This window comes from Polynucleobacter sp. VK25 (assembly GCF_018687355.1).
Lineage (GTDB): Bacteria > Pseudomonadota > Gammaproteobacteria > Burkholderiales > Burkholderiaceae > Polynucleobacter.
Map to the genome: position 1 here is coordinate 1,032,475 of NZ_CP061288.1, position 22,699 is coordinate 1,055,173.

General features: G+C 46.3%; 23 protein-coding genes and 1 tRNA gene. 6 read left to right on the forward strand and 18 right to left on the reverse strand.

Translation table 11 applies throughout. The annotated features are described in order from the left end of the window. Nucleotides 1-9 precede the first annotated feature (9 nt). The 6 genes from AOC21_RS05345 to AOC21_RS05370 all read right to left on the reverse strand — a co-directional run bounded on the left by AOC21_RS05345 (nt 10) and on the right by AOC21_RS05370 (nt 6,743). Nucleotides 10-1,557, reverse strand: a complete 1,548-nt coding sequence (locus AOC21_RS05345) for a 2-isopropylmalate synthase (RefSeq protein ID WP_215391008.1) — start codon at nt 1,555-1,557, stop codon at nt 10-12. A gap of 240 nt (nt 1,558-1,797) precedes the next feature. Continuing rightward, entirely contained in the window at nt 1,798-2,661 is an 864-nt protein-coding gene (gene pssA, locus AOC21_RS05350) for a CDP-diacylglycerol--serine O-phosphatidyltransferase (RefSeq protein ID WP_215391009.1), read from the reverse strand. Nucleotides 2,662-2,686: 25 nt separating this feature from the next. After that, nucleotides 2,687-3,334, reverse strand: coding sequence for a phosphatidylserine decarboxylase (locus AOC21_RS05355; RefSeq protein WP_215391010.1), 648 nt, complete (start codon nt 3,332-3,334; stop codon nt 2,687-2,689). A 60-nt stretch (nt 3,335-3,394) separates the two neighbouring features. Next, nucleotides 3,395-4,411, reverse strand: a complete 1,017-nt coding sequence (gene ilvC, locus AOC21_RS05360; RefSeq protein WP_046329933.1) for a ketol-acid reductoisomerase — start codon at nt 4,409-4,411, stop codon at nt 3,395-3,397. Between the two features lie 53 nt (nt 4,412-4,464). Next, nucleotides 4,465-4,956 carry an acetolactate synthase small subunit gene (gene ilvN, locus AOC21_RS05365; protein WP_011902903.1) on the reverse strand — a complete coding sequence of 164 codons (492 nt, stop codon included), beginning with the start codon at nt 4,954-4,956 and terminating at the stop codon, nt 4,465-4,467. Further along, on the reverse strand, nt 4,956-6,743 hold the full coding sequence (locus AOC21_RS05370; RefSeq protein ID WP_215391011.1) for an acetolactate synthase 3 catalytic subunit: 1,788 nt from the start codon (nt 6,741-6,743) through the stop codon (nt 4,956-4,958). The genes ilvN and AOC21_RS05370 overlap by 1 nt, the downstream gene beginning before the upstream one ends. A gap of 193 nt (nt 6,744-6,936) precedes the next feature. Between AOC21_RS05370 and AOC21_RS05375 the strand changes: the two genes are divergently transcribed. The 4 genes from AOC21_RS05375 (at nt 6,937) to AOC21_RS05390 (ending at nt 9,147) form a co-directional block, all read left to right on the forward strand. After that, nucleotides 6,937-7,506 carry an RNA polymerase sigma factor gene (locus AOC21_RS05375; RefSeq protein ID WP_215391012.1) on the forward strand — a complete coding sequence of 190 codons (570 nt, stop codon included), beginning with the start codon at nt 6,937-6,939 and terminating at the stop codon, nt 7,504-7,506. Continuing rightward, nucleotides 7,503-7,961: a DUF3619 family protein gene (locus tag AOC21_RS05380; RefSeq protein ID WP_215391013.1), complete on the forward strand. Its 459-nt coding sequence runs from the start codon at nt 7,503-7,505 to the stop codon at nt 7,959-7,961. Before AOC21_RS05375 ends, AOC21_RS05380 begins: the two co-directional genes overlap by 4 nt. Nucleotides 7,962-8,047: 86 nt before the next feature. Further along, on the forward strand, nt 8,048-8,602 hold the full coding sequence (locus AOC21_RS05385; protein WP_251371459.1) for a DUF3106 domain-containing protein: 555 nt from the start codon (nt 8,048-8,050) through the stop codon (nt 8,600-8,602). 8 nt (nt 8,603-8,610) lie between these two features. After that, nucleotides 8,611-9,147, forward strand: coding sequence for an RDD family protein (locus tag AOC21_RS05390; RefSeq protein WP_215391015.1), 537 nt, complete (start codon nt 8,611-8,613; stop codon nt 9,145-9,147). Between the two features lie 9 nt (nt 9,148-9,156). Here the strand turns inward: AOC21_RS05390 and AOC21_RS05395 are convergent, their stop codons facing one another. The 8 genes from AOC21_RS05395 to AOC21_RS05430 form a co-directional block, all read right to left on the reverse strand. Continuing rightward, complete coding sequence (locus AOC21_RS05395; protein WP_215391016.1) at nt 9,157-11,643, reverse strand: ABC transporter permease; 2,487 nt, start codon at nt 11,641-11,643, stop codon at nt 9,157-9,159. Then, nucleotides 11,640-12,425, reverse strand: coding sequence for an SDR family oxidoreductase (locus AOC21_RS05400; RefSeq protein ID WP_215391017.1), 786 nt, complete (start codon nt 12,423-12,425; stop codon nt 11,640-11,642). The genes AOC21_RS05395 and AOC21_RS05400 overlap by 4 nt, the downstream gene beginning before the upstream one ends. A gap of 35 nt (nt 12,426-12,460) precedes the next feature. Beyond that, on the reverse strand, nt 12,461-13,456 hold the full coding sequence (locus AOC21_RS05405) for a tripartite tricarboxylate transporter substrate binding protein BugE (protein WP_251371461.1): 996 nt from the start codon (nt 13,454-13,456) through the stop codon (nt 12,461-12,463). Nucleotides 13,457-13,460: 4 nt separating this feature from the next. Next, nucleotides 13,461-14,087 carry a membrane integrity-associated transporter subunit PqiC gene (locus tag AOC21_RS05410; protein ID WP_215391018.1) on the reverse strand — a complete coding sequence of 209 codons (627 nt, stop codon included), beginning with the start codon at nt 14,085-14,087 and terminating at the stop codon, nt 13,461-13,463. Next, nucleotides 14,084-15,010 (reverse strand): MlaD family protein, encoded by a 927-nt coding sequence (locus AOC21_RS05415; protein ID WP_215391019.1) that lies wholly within the window; start codon nt 15,008-15,010, stop codon nt 14,084-14,086. Before AOC21_RS05415 ends, AOC21_RS05410 begins: the two co-directional genes overlap by 4 nt. Further along, entirely contained in the window at nt 15,007-15,783 is a 777-nt protein-coding gene (locus AOC21_RS05420) for an ABC transporter ATP-binding protein (RefSeq protein WP_215391020.1), read from the reverse strand. The genes AOC21_RS05415 and AOC21_RS05420 overlap by 4 nt, the downstream gene beginning before the upstream one ends. Next, nucleotides 15,783-16,955, reverse strand: coding sequence for an ABC transporter permease (locus tag AOC21_RS05425; RefSeq protein ID WP_215391021.1), 1,173 nt, complete (start codon nt 16,953-16,955; stop codon nt 15,783-15,785). Before AOC21_RS05425 ends, AOC21_RS05420 begins: the two co-directional genes overlap by 1 nt. Nucleotides 16,956-17,043: 88 nt before the next feature. Next, nucleotides 17,044-17,120 (reverse strand) — tRNA-Arg (locus AOC21_RS05430). Nucleotides 17,121-17,138: 18 nt separating this feature from the next. Between AOC21_RS05430 and greB the strand changes: the two genes are divergently transcribed. Beyond that, entirely contained in the window at nt 17,139-17,639 is a 501-nt protein-coding gene (gene greB / locus AOC21_RS05435) for a transcription elongation factor GreB (RefSeq protein WP_215391022.1), read from the forward strand. Nucleotides 17,640-17,660: 21 nt separating this feature from the next. On the opposite strand, the gene AOC21_RS05440 is transcribed toward greB, so the two are convergent. From AOC21_RS05440 to AOC21_RS05455, 4 genes are read right to left on the reverse strand one after another with little or no spacing between them, the layout of a single operon-like run. Next, a complete protein-coding gene (locus AOC21_RS05440; protein ID WP_215391023.1) occupies nt 17,661-20,054 on the reverse strand; it encodes a bifunctional (p)ppGpp synthetase/guanosine-3',5'-bis(diphosphate) 3'-pyrophosphohydrolase in 2,394 nt (797 codons plus the stop codon). A gap of 15 nt (nt 20,055-20,069) precedes the next feature. After that, on the reverse strand, nt 20,070-20,273 hold the full coding sequence (gene rpoZ, locus AOC21_RS05445; protein ID WP_011902918.1) for a DNA-directed RNA polymerase subunit omega: 204 nt from the start codon (nt 20,271-20,273) through the stop codon (nt 20,070-20,072). 44 nt (nt 20,274-20,317) lie between these two features. Then, nucleotides 20,318-20,956, reverse strand: a complete 639-nt coding sequence (gmk, locus tag AOC21_RS05450) for a guanylate kinase (protein WP_215391024.1) — start codon at nt 20,954-20,956, stop codon at nt 20,318-20,320. A 14-nt stretch (nt 20,957-20,970) separates the two neighbouring features. Next, complete coding sequence (locus tag AOC21_RS05455; RefSeq protein ID WP_215391025.1) at nt 20,971-21,900, reverse strand: YicC/YloC family endoribonuclease; 930 nt, start codon at nt 21,898-21,900, stop codon at nt 20,971-20,973. A gap of 55 nt (nt 21,901-21,955) precedes the next feature. On the opposite strand from AOC21_RS05455, the gene rph reads away from it, so the two are divergent. Next, on the forward strand, nt 21,956-22,696 hold the full coding sequence (gene rph, locus AOC21_RS05460; RefSeq protein WP_215391026.1) for a ribonuclease PH: 741 nt from the start codon (nt 21,956-21,958) through the stop codon (nt 22,694-22,696). Nucleotides 22,697-22,699: the final 3 nt, after the last annotated feature.

The window sequence follows — 22,699 nt, forward strand, 5'->3', positions numbered from 1 at the left end:
TGATGGCGCCTAGGGCGTCATCTGCGCATTGAGCTTTGCTTGGCTCGGATCATGCAATTTATTCAAGGCAGATAAATACGCTTTGGCTGAAGCGGCAATAATGTCTGGATCAGTACCAACCCCATTCACAATGCGGCCACCTTTAGCCAAGCGTACTGTAACCTCTCCCTGAGATTGAGTGCCTGAAGTAATTGCATTTACTGAATAGAGCAACTGCTCTGCCCCGCTCTTAGCAATCTCTTCAATTGCATTCAAGCTTGCATCCACAGGCCCATTGCCTTCCGCTTCGGAGCTCACTTCTTTATCACCCATGCGGAATATCACTCGTGACTTAGGGCGTTCACCAGTCTCAGAATGCTGACTCAATGAAATAAATTTATAGTGTTCGCCCTCTTCAGCCGCAGCTGAATCGGACATGATGGCAATAATATCCTCGTCGAAAATATCCGACTTTTGATCTGCTAAGGCTTTGAAGCGGGCAAATGCTTCATTCAAGTCAGCCTCAGCTTCAACAGTAATGCCTAACTCTTGTAGGCGTTGTTTAAAGGCATTACGACCGGATAATTTACCCAAGACAATCTTATTAGCGGACCAGCCCACATCTTCTGCGCGCATGATTTCATAGGTATCGCGATTCTTCAATATGCCGTCTTGATGAATACCAGAGGTATGTGCAAATGCATTAGCGCCAACCACAGCTTTATTTGGCTGCACAACAAAGCCAGTGATCTGAGAAACCAATTTCGATGCAGGGACGATTTGAGTCGCATCAATGCCGCAGACCATATCGAAATAGTCCTTACGGGTACGTAATGCCATCACAATTTCTTCTAATGCAGTATTGCCGGCGCGCTCACCCAAACCATTAATGGTGCACTCAATTTGACGCGCTCCTCCAATTTTTACGCCGGCTAAAGAATTGGCAACAGCCATACCTAAATCGTTATGACAATGCACGGACCACACTGCTTTATCAGAGTTAGGAACACGGGTACGCAAGGTTTTAATGAACTCGCCATACAACTCCGGGGTTGCATAACCTACCGTATCAGGAATATTAATCGTAGAGGCGCCTTCATTAATAACCGCCTCAACCACTCTGCATAAGAAATCCATTTCTGAGCGGTAACCATCTTCTGCAGAGAACTCGATATCAGAGGCTAAATTGCGTGCAAAACGAATCGAGCGCTTAGCTTGTTCTAACACCTCTTCCGGCGACATGCGCAACTTCACGGCCATATGCAATGGACTAGTAGCCAAGAAAGCATGAATACGTTTGGCATTGGCTGACTGCAAAGCATCGGCAGCACGAGTAATGTCCTTGTCATTTGCCCTGGCTAATGAACACACAATTGAGTCCTTGACTGCGGCAGCAACTGCGGAGATCGCCTGAAAGTCGCCTTCAGAGCTTGCGGCAAAGCCTGCTTCAATCACATCCACTTTAAGACGCTCAAGTTGACGAGCAATGCGAACCTTCTCGTCCTTGGTCATCGATGCGCCAGGGGATTGCTCTCCATCACGTAAGGTGGTGTCAAAAATGATTACTTTGTCGCTCATCACTACTCTCCAGTTTTAAATACTTCTGAACTTATTCATTTGCTAAATCTTATAAAACAAAAACCCCAGCAATTTGCTGGGGCTGGTATGTGGTGGCTAATGAATATCTTTATCTCATTAACTCAGGCCTTACCCGCCCCAAGCTTTAGGCTTAGTGCTAGAAGCAGTTTCCCGCTTGCAAGACCGGTTAAAGGTGAGAAATTCATCAACATGGATTAAATATACCCCAAAATCCGTGGATTAGCTAAAACGCTTGCCACTGAGTCTTTCCCAGGCCCAAATGACATAGCCAGAGATCGAGTAGACGACGAATAAACCAAATAAGGTCAAAGGTGGGTTAGATGAGATCAGAACGAAGGTCAAGATCATCAACACCATCACACCAAAAGGCACGCGGTAGCGGACATCTAAGGCTTTGCCACTATAGAAACGGGCGTTGGAAACCATGGTTAGGCCAGCATAAACCGCAATAAAGAAGGTAATCCAAGGAATGGCGGTATCACGTACCGGAATCTTATTGTCATCCGCAAGCCAGATAAATCCAGCCATGAGAGCGCCAGCAGCTGGGCTTGGCAGACCTTGAAAAAATTTCTTATCGACCACGCTCGTATTTACATTGAAGCGAGCCAAACGTAAAGCCGCGCCAGCGCAGTAAGTAAAGGCTGCCAACCAGCCCCACTTGCCTAAATCTTTTAAGGCCCATTCATAGGCAACTAAAGCAGGCGCAACACCAAAGGAAACCATGTCAGCCAGTGAATCATATTGCTCACCAAAAGCGCTCTGAGTATTTGTCATACGCGCTATTCGACCATCCATCCCATCAAGCACCAGTGAAGCAAAAATAGCAATCGCTGCAATTTCAAACTGGTGATTCATCGCATTCACGATGGCAAAGAAACCACAGAACAAAGCTGCGGTTGTAAATGCATTTGGTAAAAGATAAATGCCCTTGCTACGTAAGCGCGGCTTTTGAGGATGCAACTCCTCTACTTCGTAATCAATCCCATCACCAAGCTCCTCTGCCCATTGCTGTTCAGTAGTTGGGGTATGGCGAGATGTGAGGCGGCTACGATCGATGCGACCACGACGGCGAAATGTACTCAAAGCGTATCCCGGTAAAAGATTTGAATCAATCCAAGCCAGGCACACGTGCCAAAGCTGTATTTGTTGCAAATACTTTATCACCAACAGAAACTAGTGGCTCTGCAGTTAAGGGCAAATACACATCAACGCGTGATCCAAAGCGAATAAACCCATAACGCTCACCGGCCTTAAGGCGGTCACCAACGTGGATATAGCAAAGAATACGGCGCGCAATCAGGCCGGCGACCTGAACCAATGTAATTGTCTGGCCATTGACATCAATAACTACGGCATTACGTTCGTTTTCAGTTGATGCCTTATCTAAATCTGCATTAACGAATTTACCAGGGAAATACTGAATCTCTTTAACCAAGCCATTGACTGCGCTACGGTTGGAATGCACATTAAAAACATTCATGAATACGCTAATTTTGAGCGCTTCACGTCCAGCATAGGGGTCATTGGTTTTTTCAACGACAACAATACGACCATCGGCTGGGGATAAAACCAGATCGCGACCTAGCGCAGGAATACGCTGTGGATCACGAAAGAACTGCAGAACAAAGAAAAAGATGATCCAAAGTGGCCATGACCATGCAATACCACCTAGATAGTGGACTAGCAAAGTCACCACCCCCACTAACGCTAAATACGGCCAACCTTCTTTCGCAATAATGGGGTGTGGATACATCATCTTTGTTCTGAGCCTTTTAATGAACTTCTATTAATTTGATGCGTGCTTCTTAATGATTGCTTAGTTCTTGGTTTGATCCACTAACTTGTTCTTAGCGATCCAAGGCATCATGGCGCGCAACTTAGCGCCAACCACTTCAATGTCATGCTCAGCATTCAAACGACGACGTGAAATCAAAGTAGGCGCACCTGCTTTGTTTTCCAAGATGAAGCTCTTTGCGTATTCACCAGTTTGAATATCTTTCAAGCACTGACGCATTGCATTCTTGGTATCTTCTGTAACAACGCGTGGGCCAGTGACATACTCACCATATTCAGCGTTATTAGAGATTGAGTAGTTCATGTTCGCAATACCGCCTTCGTAGATTAAATCAACGATCAACTTGAGTTCGTGCAAGCACTCAAAGTAAGCCATCTCAGGAGCGTAACCAGCCTCAACCAAAGTTTCAAAACCTGCTTTGATCAACTCAACTGCGCCGCCACAGAGAACAGCTTGCTCACCGAACAAGTCGGTTTCAGTTTCTTCACGGAAGTTTGTTTCGATGATGCCGGCACGTCCGCCACCGTTTGCTGTTGCGTATGACAAGGCAACATCACGCGCAGAACCGGATTTATCTTGGTAAACAGCGATCAAATGAGGAACACCGCCACCTTGAGCATATGTACCGCGCACTGTGTGGCCAGGAGCCTTCGGGGCGATCATGATTACATCCAAGTCAGCGCGTGGCTGAACTTGACCGTAGTGAACGTTAAAGCCGTGAGCAAAAGCAAGTGCGGCGCCCTGCTTGATATTGCCGTGAACCTCTTTGCTGTAAACATCAGCAATTTGTTCGTCAGGCAACAACATCATGACTACATCAGCGTCTTTTACGGCTTCGCCAACTTCTTTTACTGTCAAACCTGCATTTGCTGCCTTACTCCAGGAAGCGCCATCTTTACGCAAACCAACAGTAACGTTACAGCCTGAATCTTTGAGGTTCAATGCGTGTGCGTGACCTTGTGAACCATAACCAATGATGGTGACTTTCTTGCCCTTGATGAGGGACAAATCAGCGTCTTTATCGTAAAAAACTTTCATGCTCTTTCCTTGTATTGAAAATGTAATTAATGCAGTAATCAGTTAATAAAAAATTAAACCTTGAGGATGCGTTCGCCACGACCAATTCCAGAGCCGCCAGAGCGAACTGTTTCTAGAATTGATGCGCGATCGATCGAATCAATAAAGGCATCCAACTTGGCACCATCACCTGTTAACTCGATGGTGTAACTCTTATCAGTCACATCAATGATGCGACCGCGGAAGATATCGGTAGTACGTTTGAGCTCTTCGCGTTCCTTGCCTACAGCGCGCACCTTAATCATCATGAGCTCACGCTCGATGTGAGGGCCTTCGCTTAAATCAAACACCTTAACCACCTCAACCAAACGGTTTAAGTGCTTAGTAATTTGCTCAATGACATCATCAGAACCAAAGGTCACGATAGTCATACGGGATAGAGATGGATCTTCCGTAGGCGCAACACTCAGAGTGTCAATGTTGTAACCGCGTGCAGAAAATAATCCCACAACACGTGATAAAGCACCCGGTTCATTCTCAATGAGTACAGAAATAATGTGTCGCATTAGAGATCCTCGCTACCCAAAAGCATTTCAGTAATACCCTTGCCTGCTTGGACCATAGGCCAAACGTTTTCCTCTGGGTCAGTCTGGAAATCCATAAACACCGTGCGATCTTTTAAGCGAATCGCTTCCTTGAGTGCGCCTTCAACATCTGACTTCTTCTCAATGCGCATACCAACGTGACCATAGGCCTCTGCCAACTTTACAAAGTCAGGCAAAGAATCCATGTATGAACTGGAATAACGTTTGTTGTAAGTCAATTCTTGCCATTGACGAACCATACCTAAGTAGCGATTGTTCAACGACACAATCTTTACGGGAGTGTTGTATTGCTTGCAAGTGGATAGCTCTTGAATACACATCTGAATGGATCCTTCACCAGTAATGGCAAATACATCCTTATCAGGGAATGCCTTCTTGATACCCATGGCATATGGCAAGCCTACGCCCATGGTGCCTAAACCACCAGAATTGATCCAACGACGTGGCTTATCAAATTTGTAGAACTGAGCAGCCCACATTTGGTGTTGACCTACGTCAGACGTAATAAATGCATCACCACCAGTAAGCCCCCACAATTTTTGAACCACATATTGTGGCTTCACAATTTGAGAAGCTTCGTCGTACTTCAAGCAATCTTTTTTGCGCCATTCATTGATTTGATCCCACCAAGCAGCAACTTTGTCGCCATTCTTACGTGGACCGGCAGCTTTCAATTGCGCAGTCATCTCCACCAATACTTCTTTGAGATTGCCAACAATAGGAACATCCACCTTTACACGCTTTGAAATTACGGAAGGATCGATATCGATATGAATGATCTTGCGTGGATGACTTGCAAAGTGGGATGTATTACCAATCACACGGTCATCAAAACGAGCGCCAATCGCAATCAACACATCACTATGTTGCATCGCCATATTCGCTTCATATGTTCCATGCATACCAAGCATACCCAAGAACTGCGGACTTGTTCCAGGGAACCCGCCCAAGCCCATAAGGGTATTGGTAACTGGATAGCCGAGTAAGTCAGCAAACTCTTTAAGCTCAGGGGCTGCATCAGACAGAATCACACCACCACCGGTATAGATGTATGGGCGCTCTGCTTCTTGCAGCAAAGCTACTGCTTTACGAATCTGACCGCTGTGACCCTTTACAACTGGGTTGTATGAACGCATCTCCAAAGTTTCTGGATAAACGAATGGTCCTTTTGCGGCGGATACGTCTTTAGGAATATCAATCAACACTGGACCAGGGCGACCAGTCTGCGCAATATGGAAAGCCTTCTTCAATACCAACGGAAGATCTTTAACATCCTTAACCAGGAAGTTGTGCTTTACCACTGGGCGAGTGATACCAACGGTATCAGCCTCTTGGAAGGCATCCTCACCAATTGCGTATGTAGGTACGTTACCGCTAATGATTACCAGCGGAATAGAGTCGGTATATGCAGTTGCAATGCCAGTCACCGCATTGGTCACTCCAGGACCAGAGGTGACTAATGCAACGCCAACCTTACCGGTTGCACGCGCATAGCCATCAGCAGCGTGAACTGCTGCTTGCTCATGGCGAACCAAGATATGTTCAAACTTATCTTGTTTAAAAATTTCATCGTAGATAAAGAGAACGGAACCGCCTGGATAACCCCAGACAAATTCAACACCCTCTTTGTGCAATGCATGCACGAGCATTTCTGCGCCAATCATTTCTGGAGGCGCTGCTTCATTGTTTGTATTTGTTGATTCTTTGTTAGCTTTTGAAGCTAAAAATTCGGCGCTGCTTGTATTCATTTTCTTTCGTCCTTTGCAATTTTCGGCAAAAAATTGTTTGGTCTGTTCTATCTCCTGCTTATGGCCTGAGTTCGAACGGCGCTGCTACCGGAAAAAACCACTTCTTGAATGAGATTCTAGGTAGTAAGCCCTATATTCTATAGCAATCCCCTAAAATGGATCAATTCTTACCGATTCAGGTCTAATCCATTGCATGGCATCAGCCCAAGAACTATCTGACTTTCTGAGTAGTGTCGAACAGCGCGCTTTTAAGCAGGCGGTTTACGCCGTGCGCGATGATGATGCCGCTTTGGATATCGTTCAAGACGCCATGATTAAGCTGGCAGAAAAATATGGTGATAGGCCTGCAGCAGAACTTCCGTTAGTTTTCACCAGAATTCTGCAAAATCGCATTCATGACTGGTTTAGACGCCAAAAAGTCCGGAATACCTGGGTCACACTCTTCTCCAACATGGGCAAAAAGAGTGATGAAAGTGATGATTTTGACCCCTTAGAGTCGCTTTCAGCCCCGGATGACAGCAAAATTCACCAAGATGGGGCTTTTAAGCTTGAAAAGACTCAGCTTTTACAGGCTTTAGAGTCAGAAATATCTAAATTACCTGTACGTCAACGAGAAGCCTTCCTGATGCGTTATTGGGATGAGCTAAGCATTACTGAGACGGCCCAGGCGATGAGTTGCAGTGAAGGTAGCGTCAAAACCCACTGCTCTAGAGCCACTCAAACATTAGCTAAAGCATTGAAATTAAAAGGAATTACGCTGTGAAACACTCTGAAGATCAATTTACCCAGACCCAAGCCGATCAATTTGGTCAGGCTAGCGCCGTCCTGCTCCGCCAAGGCGCCCAGAGTATTCCTCAGAATATTAAGGATCGCCTCTATGCCGCCCGCATGAAAGCGCTTTCTGTCAGAAAACCCGAAAAAGTACGCGTTCAGAAGCATGTATTGGCTGGTTCAGCTCGTAACTGGACCACTGGATCTAATGGCATTTGGGATACGGTTGGTTGGATTGCACCGCTTGTGGTGCTGGTATTTGGCCTCATTGGCATTGCCCAATGGCAAGATGACTCCCGCATTAATGACATTGCCGAGGTAGATGCGGCACTTCTATCTGATGATGTGCCTCCTGATGCTTACGCCGATAGCGGATTTATGGCCTTTCTTAAAAATGGCCCTCTTTCCGAATCCGGTAGCGCATCCGATTCTGTCCAAAGCAAATAGTTTCAAAACGATTGATGTCACTGACGACTAGAACGCAAAAATGTTGCAGCCTAGCGCTGTTTACTCTCTTTTGTGCCATCCAGTGTATGCCTGCACAAGCTCAATCGGCTTCAAGCCCTGCTCATGGAAAGGCAACTGCCATACCAGAAAAAAAATCAGATGGCACATGGGAAGGTCTTAAGCCAGTACAACAACAAATTCTTGCACCGCTGGAGAGTGACTGGGATTACATGCTGCCCGATAGTCGCAAAAAATGGATTCAGGTTGCCAATATATATCCCAAGATGAGCCCTCAAGATCAAGAGCGCCTTCAGTCTCGGATGGCTAGCTGGTCAAATCTCTCACAGAAAGATCGTCGCTTGGCTCGTGAAAATTACCTCACTAGCCTCAAATTCCCAGCTGAGAAAAAAGCAGAGGCATGGTATGCCTATCAAAAACTGAGTGACGAGCAAAAGAAGAAGTTGGCTGAATCTGAGGCGAAGAAAAAACCAACCGCAGCTAATGCTCCAACACTTCAGCAGCACGCTATTTCACCAAAAGTTGCCCTTCCAAATACTGTGTTGGCACCAAGCATGCCAGCACCTGCAGAAGGGTCTGGATCTAATGCGGACAGCGGCTCTTCCAGCAACTCCCCCTACTAAGCAGCTCCATGACGCCAGCTGAACTTGACGCTTTACCATCGCCTCAATTTTGGCGACGGGTGTCATGCTGTCTCTATGAGCAATTAGTGTTACTTGGTGTTATTGCCTTTACCTTTTTGGCGCCTAATCTTGGCCTTGGAGTTCTGTTTGGCATCGCATTGCCTAGTTGGCTAACTTTCATTTATCTCTACGCGGTCCTGGGGATATATTTTGTCTGGTATTGGACAAAGTCAGGTCAAACATTAGCCATGCAAACCTGGCGTGTACGTATGATTGGACTCAGTGGCCGTAGCCTCACTAAACGACAAGCATTCTGGCGCTATGTCTATGGCTCACTCTGGCTCATTCCCTGTGTTCTATTGCAGTGGGCCTTTCATCTGGAGAAGTGGCAAATCATTGAAATGCTCTTTACGGTGGCCTTATTCATTTGGCCCCTCAGCATTTACTTGGATCGTCAGAGCTCCTTATATCGCCAAAGCCTTCCAGATAGACTAGCTGGAACACGGTTAGTTGAGTTACCTAAAGATCGCGTAAAACTCTCTTAAGAGGTCGATCTAAGCTTCACGCAGACATTCAACTGCTGTAGCTTTCTGAATTCTTTTCTGAAAGCGGTATCCAGACACAAGGCATGCAAGCACTCCAAATGTAATGCCCATCAATAAGGCCTCAGCAAAGGCATTAAAAGAAATTTCCATCACATACCTACCTAAAGCCCACGCAGCGATTCCTGAAGCAAGTCCAGCAAATAGCCCCGCCAATAAACCAATCAATGCCAACTCGATATTTGCAATACTGGCCAAGGTTGAGCGGGAGGCTCCTAGCGCTTTTAAAAGAGCGGCATTTTTATAACGCTCATCTTGGGTGGCGGCTATCGCAGACATCAACACTAAAACCGCAGCTGCAATCGTAAAAGCCAAAAGCAGGCCCAATACAGAGGAAAGCTTATTCAGAACTTCTTGGATTTGTTGCAGCGATGCTGAGACATCCACAATGGTCAGATTGGGATAGGTTTGGCTTAACTGAAAATCCAAAGACTCTTGCTTGGGGGATTGATAGTAAGAGGTAATCCATGACTGCGGCATTGATTGCAACTGAGATGGCGGCATGATGACAAAAAAGTTCACCCGCATAGAGCCCCAATCCAATTTTCGTAGGGAAGTAATGGGTGCGGTAATTTTTTCACCGGCAACTTCAAAGCTCAGTTGATCACCCAATTTTAATTTCAGGGTTTTGGCTATTCCCGTTTCCATCGAGATTTGAGGTGTATCACCCTCAATCCATTTTCCCGAAATAAGTTGATTACCTGGCGGTAACTGATCTGTATAGGACAAATTAAACTCACGATCAATTAAACGTTTAGCATTCTCTTCAGCAAAATCATTGGGCGTTACGTCTTTGCCATTGATATCAACCAAGCGGCCGCGCACCATTGGATAAAACTCAGGATTTGAAATACCTGCGCGTTCAAGCGACTTCGTAAGTTCTGGCTTTTGATCGCCCTGAACATTAATCATGAAACGATTAGGTGCATCGCTAGGTATATCGCCTTGCCAGGCACTTAAAAAGTCAGCACGCAATAGTAGGACTAAAAGTAACGCCATCAGAGCTATGCCTAGTGCTGTAATTTGTACAACAGCTAACCCTGCTCTTCGCCCCTGAGACAAAATGACAAATCCAAGTGCAAAACGCTTTGTGCGAAGAGCACTCAGAATCCATAGAACGCTCCAAGCCAAAAAAGCGAAGGTAGCAATTGCCGCACCAAAGCTAACGCACGTCCATAAGGCCAATTTCCAGTCTCGTGCTGCAAGCATGATTAAAGAAACTGCTGCACCCAATGCACATAAAACGGTCCATAAAGCGGAGACCCCAATCCCATCAAACTCTTTTCGAATAAGTCGGATTGGGGAGACCTTTACCAAACTGAAGATCGACGGACCAGCAAAACCAAACAATAAGAGCCAGGCTACCAATACACTCCATAGAACAGGCCAAAGTGAGACAGACGGTAATTGGGTTAATACTAAATTGCCTAAGAGGATCGTTAATACATATTGACCCAGGTACCCTAAAAGAGATCCCAATAAAGCTGCAATGAGGCCAAGTCCGATTAAGGTCTCTGCCTGGCGCTTAAGAATCATTCTGGAGCTAGCACCCAGACATTTAAGGACCGCACAAGCGCTGGCCTGCTTGCGCGTGTAGCGATGGGCAGATAACGCTATAGCTACAGCTGCCACCATCGCAGTCAATAAGGCAATTAATGATAAGAATCGATCCGCACGCTCCAAGGTTTTGCGCATGATGGGCTGCGCATTCTCCAGAGTTTCAATACGAATCCCCTTGAGGCCCTCTTTATCAATATATTGGGTGGCCCAAGAACCATAAGAACTGATTTGTTGATCGGATCCAGCCAACAGGAGTCTATATGTAACCCTGCTACCAAGGCCAATGAGGCCTGTATCACCTAAATCAGAAAGTGACATCATCACTCGAGGTGCAAAGTTCATAAAGCCAGCACCGCGATCTAATTCGCGCTCTAAGACGCCGCCAATCACAAAAGTCTTTTGACCCAAAACAATAGCATCGCCTAGTGAAGCATCCAGGCTTGCCAACATTGCAGGGTCCACCCAAACAAAGCCTTCACCAGGAGCAGAGGGAGTTGGCTTTTCCTGATCATTGGTTTGAATACGCAAAGCTCCACGCAGCGGATATTGGGGGCTTACTGCTTTAAGAGAGGCTAATTTGCTGTGCGAGCCAACGGTTGCCATACTCGGAAACACAACCGTCTGAGCCAGCTGTAAATTTTTACTCTTTGCCTCATCTAAAAAAAGACTGGGCAATGGCTGATCAGAAACAATCAGCAAATCCGAAGCAAGGAGTTGGCGGGCATCAAAAGCAAATGCCCTTTGCATACGATCTGCCAAAAAACTCACACTGGAAAGTGCGGTGACAGAAATTGTCAACGCAACTAACAACCAAGCCAGCTCGCTCGCTCGGACATCACGCCGAAAATTCGCTAAAAAGCGAAAAATGAATTTACTCAAATTGCCTGAATTTGGCCGCCATCAATACGCATGACAGTACCTGTAATGAATGAAGCATTTTGACTGGCTAAGAACGCTGCAGCATCGCCATATTCTTTGGGGTCACCATATCTTCCCATCGGAATTTGCCGCAAACTTGCTTTAACAACATCTTCATAGCTTGTGCCCTCACGTTTAGCGCGAGCTTCGTCCAACTGACGTAGGCGATCTGTCGCCACCCTGCCAGGCATGATCACATTGACAGTGATGCCTTCTGCGGCCACTTCTGCAGCTAGGGTTTTAGACCACGCAAGCAGTGCTGCACGCAAGGTATTGGAAATGGCTAAATTTTTAATAGGGGCTATAGCGCCTGAGGTGGTGCTAGTAATGATTCGACCCCATTTACGCTGTCGCATGCCAGGCAAGACGCGATCTGTAATCGCAATGAGTGATAACACCATATCGTTGAAGCTTTTTTGCCAGAGCGCTGGATCTTGGCCGGCTGCTGGTGTTGGAGGAGGTCCACCCGTGTTATTAATCAGAATATCGATGGGCCCCAACTCTTTTTCAACCTTAGATATCAAGCCATCAATAATCGATGCATCAGACAAATCCCAGTTCAAGGCAAGGGCCTGGCCACCAGCAACTTCAATTAATTTCACAGATTGCTGCAAACCTTCAGGGTTACGACCAGTGACTGCGACTTTGACGCCCTCTTTAGCCAGCGACACTGCCATTGCTTGTCCTAATCCGCGGCTAGAGGCCATTACTAAAGCAACTTTTCCTTTTAATCCTAGATCCATTTCATCTCCAACTGATTCTAATTATTTAATTGTTATTAATCTAACTGTAATTTTTGCTTAGCCACCACTTCTTTGTAAACGGTGTACTCAGCTTTAATTTCTTTTGCAAAGGCTTCGGGTCCGTTCACGTTAATCAATGAGCCCGTATCTTCAATGCGCTTTTTCACAGCAGGATCGGCGACTGCCTTTTGTAATGCGGCATTGTACTTATCAACGATATCCTTAGGCATTCCTGCGGGCCCCAAAAGTCCGTAATAAGCCATACGATTGACTGGTGCTAAACCTACTTCGGCAAATGTCGGCACGTTCGGCAGTTGCGCTAAACGCTTAGGAGCCGCAATGACGATTGGCACCAGCTTGCCATCTTTAATAAACGGTAGCGAGGATGGCAAATTGTCAAAGATCATCGAGACTTGACCACCTACGGTGTCAGCTAGCGCTGGTCCCGCTCCGCGGTAAGGAATATGCACAATAAAGACCCCGGTCAAACTTTTAAATAACTCTGTTTGCAAATGACCAATGCCGCCGGTGCCAGAGCTCGAATATGAATACTTGCCAGGGTTAGCCTTCAATACTTCCATAAAGGTTTTAAAGTCCTTGGCGGGGAACGATGGATTTACCGCAATGATGTTTGGTGTCGCGGCAATATTACTAATCGCCGTGAAATCCGTTATGGGGTCGTAACCAATTTTAGGATTGATAGCCGGATTGGCAGCTGTTGTAGAAACCGTAGCCATACCAATGGTGTAGCCATCCTTGGGAGCACGCATGACCTCTAGAGCGCCTACAGAACCCCCACCACCTGCCTTGTTCTCCACAATGACGGGTTGACCTAGCTGACGACCCAAAGCATCACCCACCGCACGAGCAATGATGTCAGTGCTGCCACCTGGTGCAAATGGAACAACTAATCGAATGGGTCGGTTAGGAAAAGTTTGTGCATTGACAATGCCAATAAGACTAGCTGCCAAGAAGAAAAATACTGAAGAAATAATTTTTTTCAGTGCAAATGGGGATGAAAACAATTTCATAGAATTACTGTCCTAAGGGTTTTGGCAAATTGCCTGCATATTTATAAAGTTGCGCCTCGTATTCATTAAGGATCTGAGCCAAGGCTTCTTGCTGACCTAAAACCAGAGCGTCTGGCGTATTGTCCTTAAGAGCGATACGCCTGGTATATCGATTCGCACCAATCAAGGGATTTGCTTTTCCAGCGCTTGTGGCGCTTAGGAAAAACTCAACACTCACTACAGCCTCAGGCTTATTTCGGTAATCCCCATAAAACTCTTCAACCGTTGCTTGCAAATAATAATAAGGAAAGAGGTTATTACTCTGCCCTACTGTTGCGGAGAAAATATTTGCCTTGTTCATCCATTGACGCTCAGCATTCCCAATCATTTCGGCAGGAATTGTCGTGTAGACGTTATAAAAATCTTTTTCGTACCGTTGATCACCTGTTCGATAAACCAAAGATCGACCATCAAACGGTGGCGTAACAGATACAGAACCCATCTTTAGCCAAATGTCTGTCCGAGCAGTACGTGGGGCAGCTGTTCTTTCTGGAGACACTATCCAAGTGGTAGGCCCTACCGGCGGCCTAGTAGGCAAGGAGCAAGAGACAAGGCCTAAGATGACAAAGGAAAAGAGAATGCGCTTCATCATTTCTGAGCTCCAGACTGACCGGCACCGCTATTAGGCGTAATTTTCTTTGGGGGGTCACTCCAAATTAGGCTTGAAGGTGATTGACTGGCTATACGGCTAAATTCATTTAAATTTTCGCTAGCTTGCTTAATGTTTTCCATCGTCAGAACTGTGTCACCCTGAACACTGGTAATCGTTTGACGTAAAGAGGTGGTTGCCGCAGCTAACTCACGCATGAGAATACCGAGCTCTTCTTTGTCTGTTGCTTTAGATATACGGGACATGATGACGTTTAACTGCTTTACAGACTCGATTACACCCTCATTACCTTTGCCATCACCAGCCATCAGCACATTGAGGTTACCTAACAATGCGTCTAATTTCTTCTGGGTCCCATCGATATTCATATCATTGAGAGCGCCAATTAACTTTTGAATACCGGAAATAATCTCATCAGCTTGATTTGGCAGAGATGGAATTACTGGGTACTCAGGCTTCCAAGAGAAAGGAAGTGGCGAAGTAGAAGATGCGCTAGCCACAAAATCAAATTCGATATAGTTCACACCAGTAATACCCATGGACTTCACACGAGCTCGTAAATTATTTTTTACAAACTCACTAATTTGATCTTCATTTACCTTGTCGCCAAAAATTTGCATTCTGACCACAACATACTGGCGACGGTCATGAAAAGGCAAATCTCTTTCGTAAATATCCCCAGATAAACCAATCGAAGTCACCTGACCAATTTTGACCCCACGGAATCGTACGGCTGCACCGGCATCTAAACCTGTTACAGACTGTTTAATGTAGGTTTCAACCATAAACGATTTTTGGAAGAATTTGCCTCCACCAAAAATGAGAATCACAGCAATCAGTACACCAATTGCTGCCAGCACAAAAACGCCTAAGCGAAAATAATTGGGATTTGAGTTGTTACTCATGCTGCGTCCTTGCTCATAATACGATTGAAGAATTGATGCACTCGTGGATCTTTACTGGTATCGCGCAATACTTTAGGATCACCCTGGGCAATGATGCCTTTAGCCCCCTTATCAAGCATGATGACCTTGTCGGCAATGGCATAGATACTTGCAAGCTCATGGGATACGATGACAAAAGTGATTCCTAGGTTTTTAGATAAATCTTGAATCGTGCTATCAAGATCAGCGGAGGTTATTGGATCAAGGCCAGCAGACGGCTCATCTAAAAATAATATTTTAGGATCAAGTGCCATTGCGCGTGCAATCGCCGCCCTCTTTTGCATACCGCCACTAATTTCGCTCGGCATGTAGGACTCGTATGGCAATAGACCAACAAGATCAAGCTTACAGCGCGCCAATAAATCCATTTGGGCTTGTGTGAGCTGGGTATATTCCTGCATAAACAAGGTCACGTTATCAAGCAAATTCATGGAGCCAAATAAGGCGCCCTGTTGATACATCACACCAAAACTTGTCATGATCTTCTGGCGCTGGGCTCCTACTGCGGTAGTGATATTTTGACCTTCGATAAGAACGTCTCCAGACAAAGGTTGGTAAAGGCCGAAAAGGTTCTTTAACAAACTAGACTTACCGCAACCAGACCCGCCCAGAATGACGAAAATTTCACCGTAATTGACTTGAAAATTCAGGTTTTGCATCAGCACATTAGAGCCGTACCCCACGGTGAGGTTCTGCACATCAATCGCGTATTGAGAATTTCCTGGCATATCCATCAGAAACCTGTCTTGTAGGAAATAAAGGCAAAGATGCCGTCGACCACCACGATTAATACAATGCTACTGACAACAGCACGCGTTGCAGAAATACCAACTGCAGCCGCACCATTTCCGGTTTGCATGCCGCGTAGACAACCAACAGCGGAAACGACTACACCAAAAAGAGTAGCCTTAATTAAACCTGAACCAATATCTTCGATATCTACAGCGGAGAGCATGCCGTTATAGAAGTTGATAAAAGGAATGCCATAAATCAACATCGTCAACATTGATGAAAAAATACTGACGATATCGGCAAACAAAGTCAAAATGGGTGCAACCAAAATTCCAGCTAGAACTCGTGGCACCACTAAAAAACGAATTGGGCTTAAGCCACCAGATACAAGCGCATCTACTTCGCTGTTAACAGTCATCGTGCCAATCTCGGCCGCGAATGCTGCTGAAGATCGCCCTGCTAACAAAATAGCCGTAATCAAAGGGCCCATTTCTCGCACAATACCCAATGCCGCCAGAGGGCCTACAAAGGATACAGCGCCAAACTGCTGCATACCAATAGCTGCCTGGAAAGACAGAATGACACCAATCAAAAATGCCACTAAACCAACGATTGGTAACGCTGCAATACCCGCCTGCACGGCAGCATTTACAAAATCACCCCAGCGCACTTGATTCGGGTGACGAATAGACCAAGCTAAATCAGACACCAGATGACCGGTAAATGAAATTAAGCCAACTGCATCATCAATTAAATTCTGTGTCGCCATTCCTGTACTAACTACAAAACTTCTTTTAGGCTTTACAGTAGAAACAGGAAATAAATTATTGATTGGGTTGAATTCATTTAATAGAGGTTCGTAACGTTGATCCAAACCGACAACATCGAACTTTGCACCAGCTGTTGTTTGTGCCTCTTCAACCCCTATGAGAAATGCAATGCCAGCACCATCTAAAAAAGTAACTTTGGATGCATCAAAAGTGAGAGACTTAGTTTTGCTATCACCCTGCTTTAACCAGGCATCTTGAGAATCACGAATTTGGGTCCAAACACCGCCCAAGGAGTAGACATTGACTATGCCGCTAATCAGCACTTTGGCGTTATTGGCATCTGCCTGTGACCATACCGCCACTGGGGTGTCAGAAACGGCAGAAATGGTGTCAGAAGTGCTCATAAGCAGACTATAAGGGATCTGTGTGAAAGCTTTGAGAAAAGCCCAAAAAGAAAAAGGGCCCAGTTTTTCAACTAGGCCCAATATAAGTTGGTGCGGCTGGCAGGAATTGAACCCACGACCCCTTGGTTCGTAGCCAAGTACTCTATCCAGCTGAGCTACAGCCGCAACAGCCATAATTATGCCATGGAAGAGAAGAACTACATCACCCCCGCTGGTCACGAGCGTATCAAGAACGAGCTCCTACAGCTCCTAAACCTTGATAGACCCGAGGTTGTAAAGGTGGTCCACTGGGCCGCCAGCAATGGCGACCGGTCTGAAAATGGGGACTATATCTATGGGAAAAAGCGACTTCGAGAGATTGATAGGCGAATTCGCTTCCTCAATAAACGCCTTGAATTTGCCGTAGTTGTCGATAATTCCACCCGAAAATCCGGTGAAAACGACTCCGAACAGGTCTTCTTTGGCGCCACCGTGACTTACTCCACCCTAGAAGGGCCACAAGCCAATAAAAAGACTGAGATCACCATCGTCGGCGTTGATGAGGTCGATTTAGAGAAGGGGCATGTCAGCTGGGTATCCCCCATAGCAAAAGCCCTAATTAAATCTCGCATCGGAGATTGTGTCTTTATACAAACTCCGACTGGCCCTGCTGAAATAGAAATCTTAGATGTTCAATACCTATAGGTATTCGTAGCTCTAGTAGACCTAGGCAGCACGTGTCCGAGTGACTCGCATCACATCAGGATTGGAACGCAGGCTACGCATTACTTTGGATAGATGCAAACGATCATAGACTTGGATCGTAAAACGGATAGTGACAGAATCTTCTTTAAAGCGATCTTCCATTGAAACATTCATGATGTTGGAATCGGCAGAGGTTACGCTGCTCGCCACCCTTGCCAGAACACCCTTACCTTGTCGTGTGTCAATTGCGAGATCTAATTCAAATTCACGGTTGAGCTCTTTAGCCCACTCAACTTCAACCCACTTATCACTATCCTTAGAGAGCATACGTAACGCTAAGGGGCAGTCGTTAGTATGAACTTGCAGGCCCTCACCTTTGCCGAGATAACCAATGATGTTGTCACCTGGAATGGGATGGCAGCAGGTTTGGAAATGAATCGAATTACCCTCGCGCCCATCCACCATAATGGCTTGCCGTTGATGGGTGTGACCTACTTCTTGATTTGGGGCAACCCAATCAGCAACACCCAAACGCATTTGCTCAGCTCCACCCTCATCATCAATCAAAATCTTGAGGCGAATAGCAAGCTCCTGCGGAGATCGTCTGCCTAAGGCAATGTTGACACAAGCTTCTTCACGGGTTTTATCCCCCGTCCAGTGCATGAGCTTTTCCCAAATCTCCGGACTCAGTAGAGCTGCATCTACACCTTGCTGGCGTAGTGCGTTCGCCAAGAGACGCTCACCCAACTGAAGTGATTCTGAATAGTGCTTTGTTTTGAGAGAGTGGCGAATGGAGGCGCGAGCCTTGCCGGTGCGAACAAACGCTAGCCAACCTGGGTTGGGTTGAGAATTTGCCGATGTAATGACTTCAACAATATCGCTATTTTTTAATTCGCTACGCAAAGGCAATTGCAGTCCATTAATCTTCACCGCTACGCATGTATTACCAAGGTCGCTATGAATGGAGTATGCGAAGTCTAAAGCGGTAGCGCCTCTTGGCAAAGCTCTAATCTGCCCAGTGGGTGTAAATACATAAACAGCATCTGGGAACAAGTCAATTTTGACGTGCTCTAAGAACTCTTGAGAGTCGCCACTGCTGTCCTGAATATCAATCAATGACTGTAGCCATTGATGTGCTCGGTTTTGCACCTCACTCATGTCAGGAGAGCCATCTTTGTAAGCCCAGTGTGCAGCAACACCTGCTTCAGCAACCGCATGCATTTCAGTTGTGCGAATCTGAAACTCTACGGGGACGCCAGATGGACCCAATAAGGTGGTGTGCAGAGACTGATAGCCATTCAACTTAGGAATAGCAATGTAATCCTTAAATTTGCCAGGCATCGGCTTATATAAAGAATGCAAAATACCTAGAGCTCGATAACACTCATCAATCGAATGTACCGTTACCCGGAAGGCATAAACATCAAGCACCTGTGAAAAACTGAGATGCTTTGAACGCATCTTGCTATAGATACTAAAAAGCGTCTTTTCACGACCGCGAAGATCTACATCTAAGTTGGCCTTGGCAAAAGCCATACGAGAAGCCTGCAAAATTTTCTCGACCATTTCCTTACGATTACCACGCGCCCGCTTTACAGCACTCTCAATGACACGAAAACGCATCGGCATGGAATAACGGAAGCTTAAATCCTGAAGATCACGGTAAATCACGTTCAATCCAAGACGATGCGCAATGGGGGCGTAGATTTCGATTGTTTCAGCCGCCACTCGGCGGCGCTTCGCCATCGGTACCGCATCTAGGGTACGCATATTGTGCGTACGATCAGCCAGCTTTACCAAGATGACACGGACATCGCGTGCCATGGCCATAAACATTTTGCGAAAGCTCTCTGCTTGAGCTTCTGCATGACTTTGAAATTCTAATTTATCAAGCTTAGTCAATCCTTCAACCAACTCAGCAACCTTGTTACCGAACTTTTCAACTAAATCTGCTTTGGTACAGCCCGTGTCCTCAATCACATCATGCATTAAGGCGGCCATGATGGATGGGGCATCTAAGCGCCACGTAGCACAGAGCTCGGCTACGGCAACAGGATGAGTAATGTAGGGTTCGCCGCTGTGGCGATATTGACCTAAATGTGCAGCATCAGAAAACTGAAATGCTTTTTTGATTTGCGCAATCTCATCTGGTTTGAGATAAGAAAGCTTGGCAAGCAATCCCTCAATAGAAACTACCTGATGCTTTAAGGGGAGATTGGGTGCAGATGTCGGACCAAACAAATGGCGACTCGATTGCGCCAATAAGCTCGCAATAATCGATTTTTTACCGCTTGGGTTTGTGGTGTCGGATTCTGCATCCAACAACTGAGCTTGAGCCAAGTCAAGCGAAGCATCTTTAGACGAGATGCTTCCTGGTTTTTCCGATGTTTTGACTATACCTAGAGGGAGCTCCACACCGGAACTCCTTAATTACAGAGGTACTTTGGTCAACATGTCACGGTCAGTCACACCGGCAGCTACTTCACGTAAAGCAACTACAGTAGCTTTATCTCTGGACTCAACACGTGGGGAGTGACCTTGTACCAATTGGCGAGCACGATAAGTCGCGGCCAAAACCAATTCAAAACGATTAGGGATAGTTTTAAGACAATCTTCTACAGTAATACGGGCCATGCTGGACTCACTTAATTTAGCTTCAATACCTATAGGATAACTGATTAGACCCCGAGGCGCTTCAAAAGAGCTGGATTTCTGGCCATACTGGGTCCAGAACGCAGGCGACTTGAAGCCAATATGTGCTTTAAATCAACCAATGCCTGATCAAAGGAATCATTTACTACGATGTAATCTGCTTCAGGGGCATGCTGTAGCTCAACGTGAGCAGCCGCTAGGCGGCGCTGTATGGTCGCCTCATCATCCTGACCACGCTTGCGCAAACGCTCCTCTAAAGCCTCAATCGAGGGCGGGAAGATGAAGATCCACTGAACCGAGGGAATTAACTTCCGAATTTGTTGAGCACCCTGCCAATCGATCTCCAACATGACATCGCTACCTGCCTGCATCTGAGATTCAATCCAAGGTTTAGAAGTTCCATAAAAATGGCCATGAACTTCAGCCCACTCTAAAAAATGACCTTGGTCGCGTTCTTGCAAAAAGTCTTCTTTGGTCAAAAAGCGATAGTCCTTACCATCTACCTCACCAGGTCTTGGCACACGAGTAGTAGTTGATAGAGATAATTTAAGCCCGGCATCTTCTTTTAGTAAAGCATTTACTAATGACGATTTTCCTGCTCCCGATGGCGCAACAATCATCAACATACTGCCTTGATAGGATGGTGTCAGAGTGGAGTTAGTCATAAATGAAATATGGGTTACTCAAGGTTTTGAACTTGCTCACGCATTTGCTCGATAAACAACTTAAGCTCTAGCGCGGCTTGTGTGCATTCTTCGGAAACAGACTTTGAACTTAAGGTATTCGCTTCACGATTAAGTTCTTGCATCAAAAAGTCCAGACGCTTACCAACCGGGCCTTTGCCTGCAAGCGCATTATCAACCGCCTGCAGATGGGTCTTTAAGCGCGCGAACTCTTCAGCTACATCAATCCGGACTGCGTAGAGCACCACCTCTTGACGAATACGCTCCATCAACTCAGCACCTGCCTTCGCTTGCTCTTGGGCTGCTAGTGCCTCAGCAAGACGTTCAGTGAGCTTTTCTTGATACTGGGCAACATATTCAGGGACCTTAGGCTCAATCACCTTAACGATCTCGCGCATCTTGCCGGTGATACTGGTAAGAACGCCAACCAAAGCCTTGCCTTCAGCATGGCGACTTTCCATCAGCGCTGCAAGAGCGGCTCGTCCGGCTTCGACTGCTGCAGTTATCCAACTATCTTCTTCACCCCGTGGCTCAGAGACAACTCCTGGCCAGCGCAATACTTCCGCAATACTCAACTCTTGGGCTTTAGGAAACGCGTCCTGGGCTTTTTCTTGTAAGGTATACAAGGCGTCTAAACGGTCTTTATTAATAGCTCCTAATGCATGGGGATTACTTTTCGCAGCCCCAGCGGCTGAACTATTAACCCGCCATGCCGCCCTAAACTCGACCTTGCCTCGAGACAGGCTTTGGGTGGCCATTTCTCGCAAGGCAGGCTCAGCCCCGCGGCATTCGTCCGGAAGACGAAATCCAAGATCCAGAAAGCGGCTATTGACAGCCCGACATTCCACCTGCAGATCAGCAACTACACCAGCTCCTAAGGAGACTTGGCGAGAAGCGCTGCCATAACCAGTCATGCTCGATATCATATGGACATTGTAGATTCATTATTGAACTAGACACCAACCTCACAGGACCCCCTTTATGCGTACTGCCAACCCAGCCAATATTTCCCGTCCTAGCGGCCGCAAGCCAACCGATTTGCGCCCAGTGACCATCTCCAGGGCTTTTACAAAGCATGCCGAAGGATCCGTTTTGATCGCTTTTGGGGATACCAAAGTTCTGTGTACCGCCAGCATTCTAGAAAAGGTGCCTCCTCATAAAAAAGGATCTGGTGAAGGCTGGGTTACTGCGGAATACGGCATGCTGCCCCGTTCTACCCATACCCGCAGCGATCGTGAAGCTGCACGCGGCAAACAATCTGGCCGTACTCAAGAAATTCAGCGTCTCATTGGTCGCGCTATGCGTAGCGTCTTTGATTTGAAAGTATTGGGCGAGAGAACCATTCATCTAGATTGCGATGTACTGCAAGCTGACGGCGGCACCCGTACCGCCTCAATTACTGGCGCTTATGTAGCAGCCCGCGATGCAGTTAATCAACTACTAAAAAATGGCGCAATTACTAAGGACCCAATCATTGATAGCGTTGCCGCAATTTCTGTTGGCATATATCAAGGAGTTCCGGTACTGGATTTGGATTATCCAGAAGACTCTTCATGTGACACTGATATGAATGTTGTGATGACCGGCAAAGGCGGAATGATTGAAGTGCAAGGTACCGCTGAAGGCGCGGCTTTCTCTAGAACAGAGCTGAATGCCCTATTGGACTTGGCAGAGCAAGGCATTCAAGAGCTGACAAAAATGCAAAGTCATTCATTGAAATAAAGA